This is a genomic window from Stappia sp. ICDLI1TA098 (genome assembly GCF_054880955.1).
The window spans coordinates 2,259,285-2,276,186 of sequence record NZ_JBTZBT010000001.1 but is presented as its reverse complement, the minus strand read 5'-3'; the positions used below and the strand labels follow the sequence as shown (position 1 = coordinate 2,276,186).

The window sequence follows — 16,902 nt, the reverse complement described above, 5'->3', positions numbered from 1 at the left end:
CGTGCCGGGCTGTCGGGGCTGGAGTGCGATGCTGGAAGACGCGGGCAAGATCTTTATCGGCGGCTCTACGAAGCCGGAATACCTCACGCTCAAGCTGGCCAACCGGCACGGGCTGATCACGGGCGCCACCGGCACGGGCAAGACCGTATCGCTTCAGATCCTGGCCGAAGGCTTTTCCAGTGCCGGCGTTCCCGTCTTCTGCGCCGACGTGAAGGGCGACCTCTCCGGCATCGCGGCCGCCGGTGAGGAAAAGGACTTCCTTGAAAAGCGCGCCCGCCAGATCGGGTTCGAGGCCGATTATGTCTACGAGGACTTCCCGACGATCTTCTGGGACATCTTCGGCGAGAAGGGGCATCCGATCCGCGCGACGGTCTCCGAGATGGGGCCGCTGCTGCTGTCGCGCCTGATGGATCTCAACCCGACTCAGGAAGGTGTCCTCAACGTCGCTTTCGAGCTGGCCGACGACGAGGGCTTGCTGCTTCTCGATCTCAAGGACCTGCAATCGCTGCTCGCCCATGTGGCGGAGCGGGCTTCGGAACTGTCGCGGGTCTATGGCAATGTGTCCAAGGCCTCTGTCGGCGCGATCCAGCGCCAGCTTCTGGTGCTTGAGCGCCAGGGCGGAGAAGCGTTCTTCGGCGAGCCGGCGCTCGACATCCGCGACATGATGCGCACGACCCGCGATGGGCGCGGCGTCGTGTCGGTGCTGGCTGCCGACAAGCTGATGGGCGCGCCGCGCCTCTACGCGACATTCCTGCTCTGGCTGCTTTCCGAGCTCTTCGAGGAACTGCCCGAAGTGGGCGATCCCGAGAAGCCTCGCCTGGTCTTCTTCTTCGACGAGGCGCATCTGCTCTTCGACGAGGCGCCCAAGGCGCTGCTCGAGAAGGTCGAGCAGGTGGTTCGCCTGATCCGCTCCAAGGGCGTCGGCGTCTATTTTGTCACGCAGAATCCGCTCGATGTGCCCGAGACGGTGCTGTCCCAGCTCGGCAACCGCATCCAGCACGCGCTGCGCGCCTATACACCGCGCGAGCAGAAGGCGGTGAGGGCGGCGGCCGAGACGTTCCGTCCCAACCCGGATCTCGACACCAGCCAGGTCATCATGGAACTCGGTGTCGGCGAGGCTCTGGTCTCCACCCTGGAAGGCAAGGGCATCCCCTCCATCGTGCAGCGTACGCTGGTTCGCCCGCCGTCGTCGCGGCTTGGACCGATTGGCGACGCGGAGCGGCGCGAGATCCTTGCCGCGAGCCCGCTGGCGCATATCTACGACGATCCCATCGACCGGGTGTCGGCCTTCGAGGTGCTGCAGCGGCGGGCCGAGGAAGCCGCGCGGCTGGAAGAACGCCAGCAGATGCGCGAGGAACAGGAGGTTGCGCGTCGCGGGACGACGAAGCGCACCCGCTCCGGCTTCTCGATACCGGATTTCGGTCGCGACGACACACCCAAGCCTCGGCGCTCGCGTGCGCCCACGCGTCGCTCGCGCTCCGATTCCGTCGTCGAGACGGCAGCCAAGTCCGTTGCCCGTTCCGTCGGCTCGGCTCTCGGACGGGCGCTGGTTCGCGGTATCATGGGGTCCCTGAAACGCGGGTTTTGACAAGGGTGGGGAAAACGTGGGCAGCCGTGGGAGAGGGCATGGCTGTCTGCGCTCGCAATTGACGCTGCGTTCTGTAAGGCTTGTGTCCAAACGGATATAGCGACGCGATTTATCTTTTTAATACAATGGAAAAGCTACAATCATGAGTCATTGACTCATGTTTTTTGATCTTCTATCCGTGGCGCATCGCCGGTCCGACGGGCCGCGCGGAACCGCTCGGAATGACCTAGCCAGAGACGCAAGGCCACCTCCGTAAATCCTGCAATGCTAATCACGGAAACCGTGCGCGCATCCGGCGTGACGGCAGGGCTATCCTGTCGCTCGCCTGCCGGAGTGCCGCCCTGCGCCACCATGACCAGAAACGCTGACACAAGACGACACACCGCCCCCCGACGCGCCCGCACGAGCGGTGCGCGGTCCCGCTTCCTGCAGGCGACGGCTCTTTGCTCGCCGCTTCTTCTCGGTCTGCCGGCAATGGCGGACGAGGGTGCCAAATGGAGCGCGCATCTGGAAGTCGGCGGCAAGGTCGGCACCAAGACGGCCATTGGCGAGACCTCGCTCTTCGTGCCCCTGTTCCAGACCTTCGACAGGCTGATCTACACGGATATCCGTGGCGCCTTCGGCAAGCAGGGTTCGCAGGAGCTCAATGCCGGTCTCGGCATTCGCCAGATCATCGACAACCGGTGGATCCTTGGCGCCTACGGCTTCTTTGACTATCGCCGGTCCCAGTACAACAATCACTTCAAGCAGATCACGCTCGGTGCCGAGGCGATGACCGAAAGCCTGACGCTGCGCGCCAACGCCTATCTGCCGGTTGGCAAGACCCGCCAGACGCTCGCCTCCCATGACAGCGTCGCGGTCGGCTCGGGCGCGATCGCCGTGCGCGAGGGCCAGGAGCGGGCCATGCGCGGGTTTGACGCGGAAGCCGGCGCGCTTCTCAAGGGGCTCCAGCTCACCGCCGACGGCAAGGACCAGTTCTGGATCTACGGCGGCGGCTACGCTTTCTGGGAGGATCGCACGGAGACGGTCTGGGGGCCGCGCGTGCGCGCCGAGTACCGCATCGACGACGTGCTGTTCGAAGGCAGCCGCGTCAGCCTGCTTGCCGAGTACCAATATGACGAGCCCCGCGGCAACCAGGGCTTCTTCGGTGCGCGCCTGCGCCTGCCGCTGCAGCGTGTCTTCGGCGTCAACGGCGGCTCGAACCTGACGCCGCTGGAGATGCGGATGACGGAGACCGTGGTCCGCGACGTCGATGTGGTGACGCAGGCCGGCGCCTTTGGCGATGCCGTGACCGGGATCGATGCCGCCACCGGGACGGCCCTCGATAACCTCGAGATCCTCGATGCCTCGAGCGCGACGCTTGAGCAGGACATCGAGACCGCCGGTGCGGCCAAGCAGATCTTTGTCTATGGCGCGGGCGAGCGGATCGATGTGTCCGGCACGATCAGCCTCACGGCAAGCCAGCGTGTCGCGGGTGCCTTCAACGTGCGCAATCCGCTGACCGGCCGTACGATGCGCGTCGGCGACACCCGCATCAACGGCACGAGCACGACGACGGACATCTTCGAGATGGCCGAGGGCGCGCGCCTGACGGGCTTCACCCTGTCCGGCGGCCGGACGGCGGTCAATGCGGACGGAGCGAACAATGTCACGCTCGCCGACCTGACCATCACCGACGTTGGGTCGGGGGGCATCAACGTCGAGAACGCCTCCAACCTCACCATTTCCGGCGTCCGCTTCTCAAACGTCAGCTTCTCCGGCGCGGACGGCTTCAGCAACTTCAACCCGACCTCGACGGTCAAGGGCGTGGCCATCCGCCTCAACCGGGTTGATGGTGCGACGATCAGCGACGTGACCGCCGACACGGTCGGCATGGGCGTTTTCGCCAATGTTTCCGAGAATCTGGTGCTGACCAACGTCAACCTGTCGAACACGAGCAAGGAAGCGGTGGTCTTCCACTATGTCCACAACGCCGAGCTCGACGGCGTCAACATCGAGCGCACGGGCGCCGATGGCGTCGCCTTTGTCGCCTCGGGGGACATTGCCTACCGCAACTCCAGCCTGACCGGCCTCGGTGCGGTGACCAATGCCGGCAAGCGCAGCGGCATCAACATCAGCGGCTTCAGTGGCGACGGCTCGATCATCGTCGGTTCTGAATCGAACAAGGGCTATGCCTTCGAGAACCTGGTGATCGCGGGCGCCACCAACAGCGGCATGATGGTGCAGGAGGTGCGCGACTCCAGCTTCCGCAACATTGCCATCTCGGATGTGGATCTGATCGGCATCCAGCTCATGCAGATGCTCAATGCCTCGCAGAACCTGGAATTCGAGAACGTCACGATCGACAAGGCGGGCAATGCCGGCTTCTGGATGATGGGCGCCTTCAGCAATCTCAACGGCGGTATCACCACCACCGGCACCGACGTTCCCTGCGGCCGCTCGCCCTACATGGCGACCTCGCTGAACCAGGCGGCGGGTAACGTCTTCTCGGTGAACGGCACCGCGATTGACGGGGCGAATGTGTCCACCGCCTGCGTCGAGGCGAGCAACTTCTGAGCGTGTCGCCCTTCGGGGCGGCGCGACTTCCCCGCGGCCAGCGGCCTCCCGAACCTCTCGGGGGGCCGTTGGCGTGTCCGGCTTGCCTCCGAAGAAGAACTGTGGCCATCTTTGGCTCCCACAGCTTTGCGCCGTTCGCCGCGCAGGTTCGCAAAAATCACTCCGGAGCCTTCTTCCATGTCCGATCTCGACCGGGTTCTCTCCCGTATCGACGCCGACTTCGACGCCTCCCTCGACCGCCTGTTCGATCTGCTCAAGATCAAGAGCATCTCTACCGATCCCGCCTTCAAGCCGGATTGCCGGGCCGCCGCCGACTGGCTCGCCCGGGAGCTGACGGCGATCGGCATTCCCGCCGAGGTGCGCGACACGCACGGCCATCCGATGGTCGTCGGTCACCGCAAGGATGAGGGCAAGCCCGGCCCGCATGTGCTGTTCTACGGCCATTACGACGTGCAGCCGGTCGACCCGCTCGAGCTTTGGGAGCGCGATCCCTTCGAGCCGTCGATCGCCACCCGCGAGGACGGGTCCAAGGTCATCGTCGCGCGTGGCGCGGCGGACGACAAGGGCCAGCTCATGACCTTCGTCGAGGCGGCACGCGCCTGGATTGCCGAGACAGACGGCCTGCCGATTTCGGTCTCGATCCTGATCGAGGGCGAGGAGGAATCCGGTTCGCCCTCGCTCCATCCCTTCCTCGAGGCCAACAAGGACGAGCTGTCGCTCGACCTGGCCCTGGTCTGTGACACGGGCATGTGGGACCGCGAGACACCGGCCATCACCACCATGCTGCGTGGACTCGTCGGCGAGGAAATCACCGTCACGGCGGCGAACCGCGATCTGCATTCGGGCATGTACGGCGGCGCCGCGCTCAATCCGATTCACGCTCTGGTCAAGGTCCTCGACGGCCTGCACGACAAGGACGGCCGGGTGACGCTGCCGCATTTCTACGATGGGGTCATCGAGATGCCGGCGGACGTCACGGCGCTCTGGGACAAGCTCGGCTTCGACCATTCCACCTTCCTCGGTGGTGTCGGCCTGGAGACCCCGGCCGGTGAGACCGACCGCAAGGCTCTTGAGCAGATCTGGACGCGCCCGACCTGCGAGATCAACGGCATCTGGGGCGGCTACACAGGCGCAGGCTTCAAGACGGTGATCCCGTCCCAGGCCCATGCCAAGGTCTCGTTCCGCCTTGTCGGTGATCAGGACCCGGATCAGGTCCGGCTTGCCTTCCGCACCCATGTGCGCGAGCACCTGCCGGACGACTGCACGGTGAGTTTTTCCAAGCACGGCGGCGCGCCGGCGCTGCGCCTCGACTTCGACAGCCCTGCGCTCAACAAGGGCCGCAAGGCGCTGGCCGACGAATGGGGGCGCGAGGCGGCGCTGATCGGGTGCGGCGGTTCAATCCCGATCGTTGGCGACTTCAAGACCATGCTCGGCATGGATTCGCTGCTGATTGGCTTTGGCCTGGATGACGACAAGGTGCATTCGCCCAACGAGAAATACGACATGTCCAGCTACCACAAGGGCATCCGCTCCTGGGCCCGCGTGCTTGCCGAACTGGCAGAGGGCTGACCTGTGGCTGTATCTGTCTGCGTTTTCTGCGGTTCCAGCATGGGCCGGCTTCCGGTCTATGAGGAGATGGCGCGCGCGACCGGAGCGGCGATTGCCCGCACCGGTGGCCGCCTCGTCTACGGCGGAGCGAAGGTCGGGTTGATGGGGGCGGTCGCCGATGGCGCGCTCGCCGCCGGCGGCGAGGTCATCGGGGTGCTGCCCCGGGCCTTGCAGGAAAAGGAACTCGCTCACACCGGCCTTACGGAGCTGCACGTCGTCGGATCGATGCACGAGCGCAAGGCGAAGATGGCAGATCTTTCGGAGGCCTTCATCGCCCTGCCTGGCGGTGCCGGCACGCTGGAGGAACTGTTCGAGATCTGGACCTGGGGCCAGCTCGGCTATCATCGCAAGCCTTGCGGTTTCCTCAACGTCGCGGGCTTCTACGATGGCTTGCTGGCATTCCTCGACAAGCAACGGGACGAGGCCTTTGTCCGCGCCGAGATGCGCGACATGGTTCTGGTCGAGGAGAAGCCCGAGGCACTGCTTGCCGCCTTCGCCGCCTATGAGGCTCCGAAAACGCCCAAGTGGATCGAGCGTTCCGAAACATGAGATGCCGGGGGCGCCCCCGCGCGCCCCCGTTCACCTGTCTGCCCCGGTCATCATTGGGCGTCGGCGCGGATGAAATCCCGCGCAGTGGCGCTTTGACATCGCCCAGCCACCGGGCGGGCCTCGCCGGCATGGTGCCAATGCGGCGGGGAGGAATCCCGGTGCTAGTTCGGCAGGCAGGTAACGTCCCCGGCGCGGCCGGCGGGTGCGCCGCCGATGATCACATCCGCAGATCCGCCGCCGATGCAGCCTTCGCGTGGCGCCACCAGACGCACCGCCGGCTCGCCCTCGATTGAAACGCCGGCAACTGGTTCGAACATCCCCAGCGGGCAACTCGCCACATCCGAAAGCCGCAGGGCCGGCTTGCCGTTGATAATCACCGACGATGCTCCGCCGGTGGCACAGGTCGGCATCTGCTGCGCGCGTGCTGGAGGGGCAACAAGCGCGGCGACGAGGAGGAGAGGGCAGATCACAAGCATCTTCATGCGCCGAGTCTGCCCCAGCCGGGCCGCATGAACAATATCGCGATATGCCCGCCTGGCGAATCCGTGGTGAGCTTTGTTACTGCCCCGGGCGACCACTCTTCTTCGAGCGGCCGCGGCGGCGCTTTTCGTCCGCCGGATCCTCGTAGGACCCTGTGCCGATCTTGCCCCGCACCAGTGGTTTCGCGTCGTCCTCGGGGGCTCCGCCGGGTTTGGCCGGGAGGGGTCCCGAGGCAAGCGGCACTTCCGTCCGGCCAACGGTCATCTCGTCGAGCGTGTTCTTCCGCGCCTTTGACTTCGTCGGCATGTTGGCGCTTGCGCCGTACTTCTTGTCGCCCTTGTAGCCGCCTGTCTTGCCGTCCACGGCGGACTGGCGCGACAGCGGGTCGTCGGAGAGCGCCAGCTCCGTCTGCTGCAGGCGCTTGACCTCGTCGCGCAGGCGCGCGGCGGTCTCGAATTCGAGGTCGGCGGCCGCCTCGCGCATCTTCTTTTCCAGATCCTCGATGTGGGCCTTGAGGTTGTGGCCGACGAGATTGCCGTCCTCGGCGTAGCCGGCCTCGACCGTCACATGGTCCTGCTCGTAGACCGACTGCAGGATGTCACCGATGGTGCGGCGCACGCTCTCCGGCGTGATGCCATGCTCCACGTTGTAGGCTTCCTGCTTCTCCCGGCGGCGGTTGGTCTCGGCGATGGCGCGTTCCATCGAGCCGGTCTTGCGGTCGGCGTAGAGGATCACCTTGCCGTCGACGTTTCGCGCCGCACGGCCGATGGTCTGGATCAGCGAAGTCTCGGAACGCAGGAAGCCTTCCTTGTCGGCATCGAGAATGGCGACCAGCGCGCATTCGGGAATGTCGAGGCCCTCGCGCAAGAGGTTGATGCCGACCAGCACGTCGAAGGCGCCGAGGCGCAGGTCGCGGATGATCTCGATACGCTCCAGCGTGTCGATGTCGGAGTGCATGTAGCGCACGCGCACGCCGTTCTCGTGCAGATACTCGGTGAGATCCTCGGCCATGCGCTTGGTCAGCACGGTGACCAGCGTGCGGTAGCCCTTCGCCGCCATCTCGCGCACCTCGCCGAGCAGGTCGTCGACCTGAGATGTGGCGGGGCGAATGTCGATCGGCGGGTCGATGAGGCCGGTCGGGCGGATGACCTGCTCGGCGAAGACGCCGCCGGCCTCCTCCATCTCCCAGCCGCCCGGTGTCGCCGACACGCAGACGGTCTGGGGCCGCATCGCATCCCATTCCTCGAAACGCAGCGGCCGGTTGTCCATGCACGACGGCAGGCGGAAGCCATATTCCGCCAGCGTCGCCTTGCGGCGGAAGTCACCCCGGTACATGCCGCCAATCTGCGGAATGGTGACGTGGCTTTCGTCGGCGAAGACGATGGCATTGTCGGGCAGGTATTCGAACAGGGTGGGCGGCGGCTCGCCCGGCGCCCGCCCGGTGAGATAGCGCGAGTAGTTCTCGATGCCGGCGCAGGAGCCCGTCGCCTCGAGCATCTCCAGGTCGAACAGGGTGCGCTGTTCCAGCCGCTGCGCCTCGAGCAGCCGGCCGTGGGCGTTGAGCTCCTCAAGCCGCTGCTTCATCTCGCTCTTGATCGACTTGGCCGCCTGGGCAAGCGTCGGCTTGGGCGTCACGTAGTGCGAATTGGCGTAGACCTTGACCGACTTCATCTCGGCCTGCTTCTGGCCGGTGAGGGGATCGAACTCGGTGATCGTCTCGATCTCGTCGCCAAACAGCGACACGCGCCAGGCCCGGTCCTCGTAGTGGGCCGGGAAGATCTCCACCGTGTCGCCGCGAACGCGGAAGGTGCCGCGCTGGAAGGCGGCGTCATTGCGCTTGTATTGCAGTGCCACGAGATCGGCGAGCAACTGGCGCTGGTCGATGCGCTCTCCGACCTCCAGCGCGAAGGTCATGGCGGTGTATGTCTCGACCGAGCCGATACCGTAGATGCACGAGACCGAGGCGACGATGATCACGTCGTCGCGCTCGAGCAGCGCCCGGGTGGCCGAGTGGCGCATCCGGTCGATCTGCTCGTTCACCGAGCTTTCCTTCTCGATGTAGGTGTCCGTGCGCGGGACATAGGCCTCCGGCTGATAATAATCGTAGTAGGAGACGAAATACTCGACGGCGTTGTTGGGAAAGAAGCTCTTGAACTCGCCGTAGAGCTGGGCCGCCAGTGTCTTGTTGGGCGCCAGGATCAGCGCCGGGCGCTGGGTGCGGGCGATCACCTGCGCCATTGTGTAGGTCTTGCCCGAGCCGGTGACGCCAAGCAGCACCTGCGTCTTGTCCTGGGCCGACAGCCCCTCGACGAGATCGGCGATGGCGGTCGGCTGATCGCCCTTCGGCTCGTATTCAGAGACGAGCTTGATCTCCACGCCGCCTTCGGACTTCTCCGGCCGCGACGGGCGGTGCGGCACCCAGGCCTCGCCATTCTTGTGCAGCGGGTTGCCGCTCTCGATCAGCGCGGAAAGCGCCTCGACGGTGGCCGTGTGGCCGGTGGTGCCGTCGGACATCACCGGCGCGGCCGCCTTGCCCTTGCCTTTCCGCTTCTTCTTGTTCTCCGCGACCTGCTTGGCCAGCAGTGCTTCGGCCTCTTCAAGGCTCATGTCGAGCCCGGAGACCGGGTTCAGGCCGCCAGCGGCGCGCTCGCGCGGATCGCTGGTCGCCCCCATGGAGGTGCCACGCGCCGAGCGGGCGGGTTTCGCCGTCTTGCTCTTGCCGCCCGCGGGCTTCTGCGCTCCGGCCGCGGTGTCCTCCTCGATCTGCCGCGCCCAGTCGGACACGCCCCCGGAAAACGGCGCGCCCTCGAAAGCGGCCTGCGGTGCCTCGCCGAAGCCCGCAGGGCCGGCTTCGTCGCGGGCGTCGCGGGTCTCGGAATCAGGGGCGGAACGGGACGGGGAGGAGGGTCGCTTGGCCATGACCGCAATATGGTCCGAAACCCGGCGCGCGAAAACCCCGCGTTCCGCATTTGTCCGCCATAAAGGCGAGACATGCTGACAGCACGGTGTCAGGAGGAGGCTGATTGAAATTTTCCTCTTGACCTGGAGCGCGCTCCAGCTCCCAGGGTCCGAAGCTGGTTCCAACAGGAGACAGCTCCATGAGCGTCATTGAAGCGTTTTTCTCGGCCCTGACGGGCGGCGATGCGGAGAGGGTTCTGCCCTTCATCGCAGCGGACGCGACCATCGTCGGGGTTCGCGCGACATCCGATCCGCGCCTGCCGATCTACGGTACCTATCGCGGGCGGGAGGGGATGCGGGCCTTCCTTGGAGAGCTGCGCGCGGCCTTCGAAACGGAGGCTTTCGAGGTCGAGGACTTTCTGGAAAGCCCACAGCTCGGCTTCGCATCGGGGCACTTCCGGCACCGTGTTCGCCACACCGCACGCCTGTTCGTGTCCACTTGGGCCTTGCGAGCCAGGCTTTGCGACGGGAAGATCGAGCACTATCTGTTTTTCGAGGACACGGCCCGACTGGAAGCGGCCTTCGGGGTGTCGACGGCGGAGGCTGCGTGATGATGATCGGTGACCTTGCACAGCGGACCGGCCTGAGCGTCGATACCCTGCGCTACTACGAGAAGATCGGGCTCATTCCCGCGCCTCTGCGTGATTCTGGCGGGCGGCGGATCTACGACACGGCGATCCTCGGCTGGCTCGATTTCCTCGACCGGCTGAAGGCGACCGGGCTCGGCATGCGCGACCGACTGCGTTACGCGGACCTGCGCACCCACCCCGGCGTTGCCTCGGTGCGCGAACGCCGCGAGATGCTGGAGCGGCATCGCGAAAAGGTCGCGGCCGATCTGGACCGCCTGGGCGAAACGCTGAAGCTGCTCGATGACAAGGTTGATCTCTATCGCCGGATCGAGAGCGGAGAGGTCGATGACCCGGTCACGCCGCTCAGCGAGGCGCTGTCGTCCGCGGCAGGTCATCGGGGGAGGGCATCATGAGCGCCGCGCTGGATAAAGGGCGCGACCTCGCCGCGCGGTTGAACCCGGACCTCGAAGCCGTGCTCGCCGAGCGCTACGACGATCTGCTCCCGGGCTTCGCCGAGAGCCTGATCGAATGGGCCTACGGCCGCCACTATGCGCGCGGAGGACTCGATCTGAAGACACGCCAGCTTTGCACGGTAGCGGCGCTGACGGTTCTGGGTGGCCAGACGGGCCCGCAACTCAAGATCAACATCGAACACACGCTCGCCGCCGGCGCCAGCCGTACGGAGATCATCGAGGCGATCTGGCAGATGGCCGTCTACGGCGGCCTGCCCGCCGCCATCAACGGCCTCAACGCAGCCCAGGAAGTCTTTCAGGCCGTGGACCATGGCGGATAGACCGTCCGTCAATGTCCTGAAATGTGGCTCATGCGGATTGCCTTCTCCCGCTCACTCCTCCTGCTTGTGACCGTCTGAATGCCCCAGCGGGCGGTCAGGCCAGACGAGGTCGCGGACGCGTTGTTTCAAGTGTTTGGCGTCCGGGAAGCCGCCGTCGGTCTTGCGGTCCCAGACGGGCTGTCCGTCGCATGTGATGGTGAAGGTGCCGCCGGTCGCGGGAACGAGGGTGATGGAGCCGATCTCCTCCGAGAATGTCGACAGCAACTCCTGGGCCATCCACGCCGCGCGCAGCATCCAGCCGCACTGGCGGCAGTAGGTGATCGTCAGGGCGGGGCCGGGTGTCTCGGTCATGATGGGATAGGCTCACAAGAGGAAAAGGCCGGCGCGGGAACTCTCCGCGCCGGCTTTTGTCTATCATGTCCGGCGGATTACTGCGCTGAGGCGAGCGCCGTCTCGACCGCTGCCGCCAGCGTGCCGGTCGGCCGGCCGGCGAGGCGCGACAGCGTCCGGTCGTTGCTGAAGAGCGCGCCCTTCGCTGTTCCGGCATCGGAATCTGCGAGGATCGCGGCGAAGCCCTCCGGCAGGCCGACCTTTATGAGCAGGGCAGCATACTCGGCCTGCGACATGTCGTTGTAGACGACCGGCTTGCCGGACTGGCGGGCCACTTCCGCGGCGAGTTCCGCGCGGGTGAACGATGTATCGCCGGCCAGTTCGTAGACCGTCTGCGCTGTCGGCGGATCGCGCAGGACGCTGGCGGCGGCGGCCGCGTAGTCGGCGCGCAAGGCCGCGGAAATGCGTCCCTCTCCCGAGGCGCCGGCGATTGCGCCCAGCTCCGGGGCGGAGACGATGGCCGAATGGAAGTTCTCAAGGTACCAGCCGTTGCGCAGCATCGCGACCGGCACGGAAAGCTCCGCCAGCATGGTCTCCGTCGCGACGTGCTCTTCTGCGAGAGCGAGCGGGGACGTGTCGGCGCGGAGCAGGCTCGTGTAGGCGATGAAGCCGACGCCGGTCGCCTTCGCCGCCTCGATCACCGCCCGGTGCTGCGGCGTGCGCTTGCCGATCTCGCTTGAGGAAATGATGAGCAGCCTGTCGACCCCGGCGAGCGCCGTGCCGAGCGTTTCGGGCGCGTCATAGTCTCCGCGCACCACCTGGACGCCGCGTGCGGCAAGGTCTGCGACCTTCTCCGGCGAGCGGACGATGGCGCGGATGGAGGAGGGGGCTTCGGTCTCGAGCAGCGCATCTATGACATGGCGTCCGAGAGCGCCGCTGGCGCCGGTTACTGCGATCATGGAAAAGCTCCTTTCGGGCAACGTCGATACACCCCATATGAAGCAGGTACTTTCGATTTGTAAGTACGCACAAAAAGGTTAGTTTAAAAAGATGGCCTTCCTCCGGAACGTGCCACCGAAAGGAGACGCGGATGACGAAAGAGAACGCCGGGAAGACGGGAGCGCCCGCGCCTGGCTTCCAGGACGAAGCGCCTCTGCCGCTGTCGGAGCGGATGCGCCGGGGGGATCTGTTCAGCGTGGCTTGTCCCTCGCGCGAGGTTCTCAAGCATGCGACCAGCCGCTGGGGCGTGCTGGTTCTTCTCGGGTTGAGCGAGGGAACCTTCCGCTTCGCCGAACTCCGGCGCAAGGTCGGGGGCGTCAGCGAGAAGATGCTGTCGCAGACGCTGCAGCTGCTGGAAGCCGACGGGCTGGTCGCGCGCCGCTCCTATCCGGTGGTGCCGCCGCATGTCGAATACAGCCTCACGGAGCTCGGGTGCGAGGCGGGCGAGCGCGTGCGCGAACTTGCCGACTGGATCGAGGTCAACATGCCCCGCATCGCCGAGGCGCAGGCGCGCGTCCGGCCTTGCGAGGCGGCGGAGTGATGGGGGCAGGAGAGGGGATCGTCGCGGAGGGCGTTTGGGTTCGTGACAGGAGGGTCGGCCCGAACGGAGCCCACCGTTTCGCGCGCGAGTGGGCCTCGAAGGCGCTCGGGTCGACGGGCGCGCGAGGGCCTGCGCCGATCATTCTGTTTCATGAATCCCTTGGCTGTGTCGCGCTCTGGAAGAGCTTTCCGGAACGGCTCGCCATGGCAACGGGGCGGCGGATCATCGCCTTTGACCGGCTGGGGTTCGGCCGCTCGGATCCCTTGCATCATCGGCCCGGCTTCGACTTCATCGCCCGTGAGGGCCTCGATACGGTTCCGCTGCTGCAGGAGGCGTTCGGCTTCAGCCGCTTTGTCGCCTGCGGTCACAGCGTCGGCGGGGGCATGGCCGTGGAAACGGCGGCTCGGATGCGCGGCGCATGCGCCGCGCTGGTCACCATTGCCGCCCAGTCCTTTGTCGAGGAGCGCACGCTGAAGGGGGTGCGCGCGGCGGAGGCGGTGTTCCGAACGCCCGAGAGCCTCGCCCGGCTTGCGCGCCATCATGGCGACAAGGCCCGCTTCGTTGTCGAATTCTGGACCCGCACCTGGCTCGATCCGGCCTTCGCCGACTGGACACTGGATGCGGCTCTTGCGGAGGTGACCTGTCCGCTGCTCGCCATCCATGGCGTCGACGACGAGTACGGCTCACCCGCCCACGCCCGCCGCATTGCGGGCGCGCATGGGGAGCTGCTTTTGATGGCCGGGGCCGGACACATGCTGCATCGCATGCGCGAGGCCGAACTTGTCGCCGCCATCGCCGCGTTCCTGGCGCGTCTCGACGTCTGAGGGCCCGGCCCAAATCGCCCGAAAGATCCGCCGCCTTTGATCTCGCACCTCTCGAAAGTCAGCCTGCCGGGCCAAGCAGGGGTATATGACCGGACGCATGATTAATTCATTTGAATTGTTCATTCGGATGAATTACGAATTAGGCGTTCAACGTCTCCATGAGGATGTCATGAAACGCCGAGATTTTTTGGGACTGTCCGCGGCGGCCATGCTGAGCAATCTGCATTCGGCCAATGCCACCAGAGCAACCCCGACCACAAGTGAGGGTGCTGCGCCGCTGCACCTGGATGCGGCGCCACGTCTTTCGCTCGCCGAGCGTGACCGGCGATGGGGAACGGCACGTGAAATCATGAAGAAAGCCGGCGTCGAGGGGCTCATTGTCTATGGCGACAGAGAGTCCTCCGCTCCGGCCCCTTTCGCTCCCGACAGCTATTTTACCAATGATCGGCTGGGGTCCATTGTCGTCTTCAAGGGAGATGAGCCGCCGGTGGTGCTTGCGTTTGCTCCGATGGCCGTATCCGACCACATGCAAGCCCGCTTGCGTGGCGATCAGCAGTGGCTTGAGCCCGAGCAGATCTATGTGGGCAAGAGCGGCGCGCACCTGGTTTCGCTCCTGGATCGCATTGGCCTCACAGGGAAGGTCGGTGTGATCGGTCTGGAGCCCTATCCGCCCTTCTACTTCGACGGAGCCATTCCCTTCGGCATATGGAACGCAGTCCGAGAGGCGTTTCCCAAGGCCGAATTCAAGCCGGTATATCGCGAGTACTTTATGTTGACCGCGGCGCATAGCGCGGAGGAGCTGGCCCTCATTCGTCATGCCGCCGGGATCGGTGAAAAGATGTGCGAAGCGATGAGGGCCGCGACCAAGCCCGGCGTGAGTGAGGCTGATATCGTCGCCGCGACCACAGCCGAATGCCTGCGCAACGCCGGCTTTACCGCGGAGGTCCTTTTCGGGTCCGGACACGAGTTCATCGGCTGGGGACCGGCTCCCTGGACGTATCGCGCCCAACCACCCAGGGTGATCGAAGAAGGTGACGTGGTTCTTGCCGAGGTCTTCGCATTCTACGGCATGTACGAAACCCAGCACCAACCCGCGATAACGGTGGGAAGGGCGCATCCGGAGTTTGAACGCGCCGCGACCGTTGCCAGGGCCTGCTACGAGGAAGGGCTTCAGGCCCTGCGTCCCGGGCGCACATTCGGCGAAGTCGTGGACATCATGGAAGCGCCCTTGCTCGCCTCCGGCGGCTGGCATGTCCATCCGCTGATCCACAGCATCAATCCCTACGGGCCAATTGGCTTTGGATCGGCCCCTGGGCCGGAATCTCTGCCGGAAGCGTCGGCTTACGGTTCGATCGGGCGCCTTCCGACGACATGGCGCGACTTGCCGCTGCAGGAAGGCATGTCCTTCGCCTTTGAAACGAATTGCGCGTTTGGCAGGCATCTGGCAAATCTGGGTGGAACCGTTCTCGTTGGCGCCGATGGAGGCATTGAGCTCAATCAGAACTCGACCAACGTAATGAGAGCCGGTTGAAACAAGGCAGGCGCCTGACCGAATTCACGGTTGGGCGCTTTCCAATACATAAAAAGTCCAGACGATGAGCAGCAGGATCGAGAGCCAGAGCAAGTCTTCGGAAATTACACGCGCGAAACTGATTGATGCAGGACTAAAACTCTTTGCCGAGTTCGGCATGGACGGTGTGCGCACACGCACCCTGGCCGAAGCAGCGGGCGTCAATCAGGCCGCGATACCCTACCATTTTGGCGGCAAGGAAGGCGTTTACGCCGCCGTGCTCGAAGAAACCGCCAGGGAAATCGCGGATGGATTGGCCTCAACGGGCCTGCTGCAAATCTCCGCCGCAGAGATCGAAACGATGTCGCGGGCTCTGTGCCTGGAAAACCTGCGCGCCCTGATCCGCGCCTTCACGCTCCTGATCCTGTCGCCCGGCCGGTCGACCGATCGCACCATCTTGATCGTCAGGGAGCAGCTTCGGCCAACAGAAAACTTCGATCTCCTTTTCCGAAGCTTCATCGAGCCGATACACAAAGCCGTCAGCAGTATTGTTGCGCGACTGAACAACCATCGTGCGGACGATGGAATCATCATAATACGCGCGCATGCGATTATCGGTCAGGTTTTGGCATTTGCCGTTGCTCAACAGTCCTATCTGTTGCGATCGGGCAGCTCCGACATGTCGCTTGAGAACGTGGAAGAGATTGCAAACGTCATTTCCGAAATGGCTGTGATATCCGCAGGTTCCAGCGAAAACTGAGAGTGCCGACATCTCGTTGTCCGCAAGAGATCGCGCCCCCGCGGACTGGTCCTCCGAAACCGGCGCCGGGCGCGACTACGAGACCTTCAATCCGCTCTTTTACGCCGTCGACGTGGTGCTGCCGCTGGTCGATCTGGGACAGGAAGCGGCCTGGGCGCCGTCTCCGGCGCGCGGCGGATGGGGTGCTTTCACCCACACCGCCCAGAAGGTCTTCGTGATCCTGGGCTGGGTCGTCGCGGCGATCTTCGCCGGTGCGGTCACCGGCATCATCCGCCACGACGATTAAGGGGCGGGGCGCCGGGGAGGGATGTGACCTGGCCGCCCTCACTCCTCCTCGAAGGTCATTGCGGTGCCGTTCATGCAATAGCGCAGGCCGGTCGGCGGCGGGCCGTCGGGGAACACGTGGCCGAGGTGTCCGTCGCAGGTGGCGCAGCGGATTTCCGTGCGCACCATGCCGTGCGAGCGGTCGACGATCTCCGTGATCGCATCCGGCGTCACCGCCTCGAAGAAGCTCGGCCAGCCGCATCCGGCGTCGAACTTGGTGTCCGAGCGAAACAGCGGCGTGCCGCAGCCGGCGCAGGAATAGAGGCCGTTGGAGAAGGTGTTCCAGAAGGGGCCGGAAAAGGGCCGCTCGGTGCCGGCACGGCGCAGAACGTGGAATTGCTCGGGCGAAAGCTGCGCCTGCCATTCGGCTTCGCTCTTCTCGAGTTTCGGCTTGTTGGCAGCATCGGCCATGTCGAGCGTCCTCTTCGTCAAGGTGGGGGCGATCATCACAAATAGGAACGTATTTCCGCCCTCGCAATGGGGCGGCGCAAACTTCGGAAAAGCTTCGCGAAA

Annotated in this window: 17 protein-coding genes; 12 read left to right on the top strand and 5 right to left on the bottom strand. The window is 65.1% G+C overall.

Features of this window, described 5'->3' with window-relative positions; all coding sequences use genetic code 11:
• The first annotated feature begins 28 nt into the window (after positions 1-28).
• The 4 genes from ACSLUQ_RS10200 to ACSLUQ_RS10185 all read left to right on the top strand — a co-directional run bounded on the left by ACSLUQ_RS10200 (position 29) and on the right by ACSLUQ_RS10185 (position 6,301).
• A complete protein-coding gene (locus ACSLUQ_RS10200) occupies positions 29-1,588 on the top strand; it encodes a helicase HerA-like domain-containing protein (RefSeq protein ID WP_417773837.1) in 1,560 nt (519 codons plus the stop codon).
• A 474-nt stretch (positions 1,589-2,062) separates the two neighbouring features.
• Positions 2,063-4,144 (top strand): inverse autotransporter beta domain-containing protein, encoded by a 2,082-nt coding sequence (locus ACSLUQ_RS10195; protein ID WP_461808437.1) that lies wholly within the window; start codon positions 2,063-2,065, stop codon positions 4,142-4,144.
• 177 nt (positions 4,145-4,321) lie between these two features.
• Positions 4,322-5,713, top strand: a complete 1,392-nt coding sequence (locus ACSLUQ_RS10190; RefSeq protein WP_417773734.1) for a dipeptidase — start codon at positions 4,322-4,324, stop codon at positions 5,711-5,713.
• Between the two features lie 3 nt (positions 5,714-5,716).
• Positions 5,717-6,301 (top strand): LOG family protein, encoded by a 585-nt coding sequence (locus ACSLUQ_RS10185; protein ID WP_417773733.1) that lies wholly within the window; start codon positions 5,717-5,719, stop codon positions 6,299-6,301.
• A gap of 161 nt (positions 6,302-6,462) precedes the next feature.
• Here the strand turns inward: ACSLUQ_RS10185 and ACSLUQ_RS10180 are convergent, their stop codons facing one another.
• Both ACSLUQ_RS10180 and uvrB read right to left on the bottom strand, forming a co-directional pair.
• Complete coding sequence (locus ACSLUQ_RS10180; RefSeq protein ID WP_461808436.1) at positions 6,463-6,783, bottom strand: PAAR domain-containing protein; 321 nt, start codon at positions 6,781-6,783, stop codon at positions 6,463-6,465.
• A 76-nt stretch (positions 6,784-6,859) separates the two neighbouring features.
• Complete coding sequence (gene uvrB / locus ACSLUQ_RS10175) at positions 6,860-9,700, bottom strand: excinuclease ABC subunit UvrB (RefSeq protein ID WP_461808435.1); 2,841 nt, start codon at positions 9,698-9,700, stop codon at positions 6,860-6,862.
• Positions 9,701-9,879: 179 nt separating this feature from the next.
• Here uvrB and ACSLUQ_RS10170 point away from each other — a divergent pair, with 179 nt between their 5' ends.
• From ACSLUQ_RS10170 to ACSLUQ_RS10160, 3 genes are read left to right on the top strand one after another with little or no spacing between them, the layout of a single operon-like run.
• Positions 9,880-10,290: a nuclear transport factor 2 family protein gene (locus ACSLUQ_RS10170; protein WP_461808434.1), complete on the top strand. Its 411-nt coding sequence runs from the start codon at positions 9,880-9,882 to the stop codon at positions 10,288-10,290.
• Complete coding sequence (locus ACSLUQ_RS10165) at positions 10,290-10,721, top strand: MerR family transcriptional regulator (RefSeq protein WP_461808433.1); 432 nt, start codon at positions 10,290-10,292, stop codon at positions 10,719-10,721. Before ACSLUQ_RS10170 ends, ACSLUQ_RS10165 begins: the two co-directional genes overlap by 1 nt.
• Complete coding sequence (locus tag ACSLUQ_RS10160; RefSeq protein ID WP_461808432.1) at positions 10,718-11,101, top strand: carboxymuconolactone decarboxylase family protein; 384 nt, start codon at positions 10,718-10,720, stop codon at positions 11,099-11,101. Before ACSLUQ_RS10165 ends, ACSLUQ_RS10160 begins: the two co-directional genes overlap by 4 nt.
• 51 nt (positions 11,102-11,152) lie before the next feature.
• Here ACSLUQ_RS10160 and ACSLUQ_RS10155 read toward each other — a convergent pair whose 3' ends face one another.
• Together ACSLUQ_RS10155 and ACSLUQ_RS10150 are read right to left on the bottom strand one after the other, a co-directional pair.
• Positions 11,153-11,452: an Rdx family protein gene (locus ACSLUQ_RS10155; protein WP_417773727.1), complete on the bottom strand. Its 300-nt coding sequence runs from the start codon at positions 11,450-11,452 to the stop codon at positions 11,153-11,155.
• Between the two features lie 77 nt (positions 11,453-11,529).
• Positions 11,530-12,390, bottom strand: coding sequence for an SDR family oxidoreductase (locus ACSLUQ_RS10150; RefSeq protein WP_461808431.1), 861 nt, complete (start codon positions 12,388-12,390; stop codon positions 11,530-11,532).
• Positions 12,391-12,521: 131 nt separating this feature from the next.
• On the opposite strand from ACSLUQ_RS10150, the gene ACSLUQ_RS10145 reads away from it, so the two are divergent.
• From ACSLUQ_RS10145 to ACSLUQ_RS10125, 5 genes are all read left to right on the top strand, one after another.
• Positions 12,522-12,971, top strand: a complete 450-nt coding sequence (locus ACSLUQ_RS10145) for a winged helix-turn-helix transcriptional regulator (protein WP_461808430.1) — start codon at positions 12,522-12,524, stop codon at positions 12,969-12,971.
• Positions 12,971-13,795: an alpha/beta fold hydrolase gene (locus tag ACSLUQ_RS10140; RefSeq protein WP_461808491.1), complete on the top strand. Its 825-nt coding sequence runs from the start codon at positions 12,971-12,973 to the stop codon at positions 13,793-13,795. Before ACSLUQ_RS10145 ends, ACSLUQ_RS10140 begins: the two co-directional genes overlap by 1 nt.
• An 85-nt stretch (positions 13,796-13,880) precedes the next feature.
• Positions 13,881-15,326 carry a M24 family metallopeptidase gene (locus ACSLUQ_RS10135; protein WP_461808429.1) on the top strand — a complete coding sequence of 482 codons (1,446 nt, stop codon included), beginning with the start codon at positions 13,881-13,883 and terminating at the stop codon, positions 15,324-15,326.
• A 64-nt stretch (positions 15,327-15,390) separates the two neighbouring features.
• Positions 15,391-16,065, top strand: a complete 675-nt coding sequence (locus tag ACSLUQ_RS10130; RefSeq protein WP_461808428.1) for a CerR family C-terminal domain-containing protein — start codon at positions 15,391-15,393, stop codon at positions 16,063-16,065.
• Positions 16,066-16,081: 16 nt separating this feature from the next.
• Positions 16,082-16,351 carry a hypothetical protein gene (locus ACSLUQ_RS10125; protein WP_417773721.1) on the top strand — a complete coding sequence of 90 codons (270 nt, stop codon included), beginning with the start codon at positions 16,082-16,084 and terminating at the stop codon, positions 16,349-16,351.
• 38 nt (positions 16,352-16,389) lie between these two features.
• On the opposite strand, the gene msrB is transcribed toward ACSLUQ_RS10125, so the two are convergent.
• Complete coding sequence (gene msrB / locus ACSLUQ_RS10120) at positions 16,390-16,800, bottom strand: peptide-methionine (R)-S-oxide reductase MsrB (RefSeq protein ID WP_461808427.1); 411 nt, start codon at positions 16,798-16,800, stop codon at positions 16,390-16,392.
• Positions 16,801-16,902 lie beyond the last annotated feature (102 nt).

Bases quoted from the DNA above. Each gene is read 5' to 3' on its own strand.
- ACSLUQ_RS10155 (WP_417773727.1), bottom strand. From the start codon at position 11,452: ATGACCGAGACACCCGGCCCCGCCCTGACGATCACCTACTGCCGCCAG.
- ACSLUQ_RS10130 (WP_461808428.1), top strand. From the start codon at position 15,391: ATGAGCAGCAGGATCGAGAGCCAGAGCAAGTCTTCGGAAATTACACGC.
- ACSLUQ_RS10160 (WP_461808432.1), top strand. From the start codon at position 10,718: ATGAGCGCCGCGCTGGATAAAGGGCGCGACCTCGCCGCGCGGTTGAAC.
- ACSLUQ_RS10150 (WP_461808431.1), bottom strand. From the start codon at position 12,390: ATGATCGCAGTAACCGGCGCCAGCGGCGCTCTCGGACGCCATGTCATA.
- uvrB (WP_461808435.1), bottom strand. From the start codon at position 9,700: ATGGCCAAGCGACCCTCCTCCCCGTCCCGTTCCGCCCCTGATTCCGAG.
- ACSLUQ_RS10165 (WP_461808433.1), top strand. From the start codon at position 10,290: ATGATGATCGGTGACCTTGCACAGCGGACCGGCCTGAGCGTCGATACC.
- msrB (WP_461808427.1), bottom strand. From the start codon at position 16,800: ATGGCCGATGCTGCCAACAAGCCGAAACTCGAGAAGAGCGAAGCCGAA.
- ACSLUQ_RS10180 (WP_461808436.1), bottom strand. From the start codon at position 6,783: ATGAAGATGCTTGTGATCTGCCCTCTCCTCCTCGTCGCCGCGCTTGTT.
- ACSLUQ_RS10170 (WP_461808434.1), top strand. From the start codon at position 9,880: ATGAGCGTCATTGAAGCGTTTTTCTCGGCCCTGACGGGCGGCGATGCG.
- ACSLUQ_RS10140 (WP_461808491.1), top strand. From the start codon at position 12,971: ATGGGGGCAGGAGAGGGGATCGTCGCGGAGGGCGTTTGGGTTCGTGAC.
- ACSLUQ_RS10145 (WP_461808430.1), top strand. From the start codon at position 12,522: ATGACGAAAGAGAACGCCGGGAAGACGGGAGCGCCCGCGCCTGGCTTC.
- ACSLUQ_RS10200 (WP_417773837.1), top strand. From the start codon at position 29: ATGCTGGAAGACGCGGGCAAGATCTTTATCGGCGGCTCTACGAAGCCG.
- ACSLUQ_RS10135 (WP_461808429.1), top strand. From the start codon at position 13,881: ATGACCGGACGCATGATTAATTCATTTGAATTGTTCATTCGGATGAAT.
- ACSLUQ_RS10195 (WP_461808437.1), top strand. From the start codon at position 2,063: ATGGCGGACGAGGGTGCCAAATGGAGCGCGCATCTGGAAGTCGGCGGC.
- ACSLUQ_RS10190 (WP_417773734.1), top strand. From the start codon at position 4,322: ATGTCCGATCTCGACCGGGTTCTCTCCCGTATCGACGCCGACTTCGAC.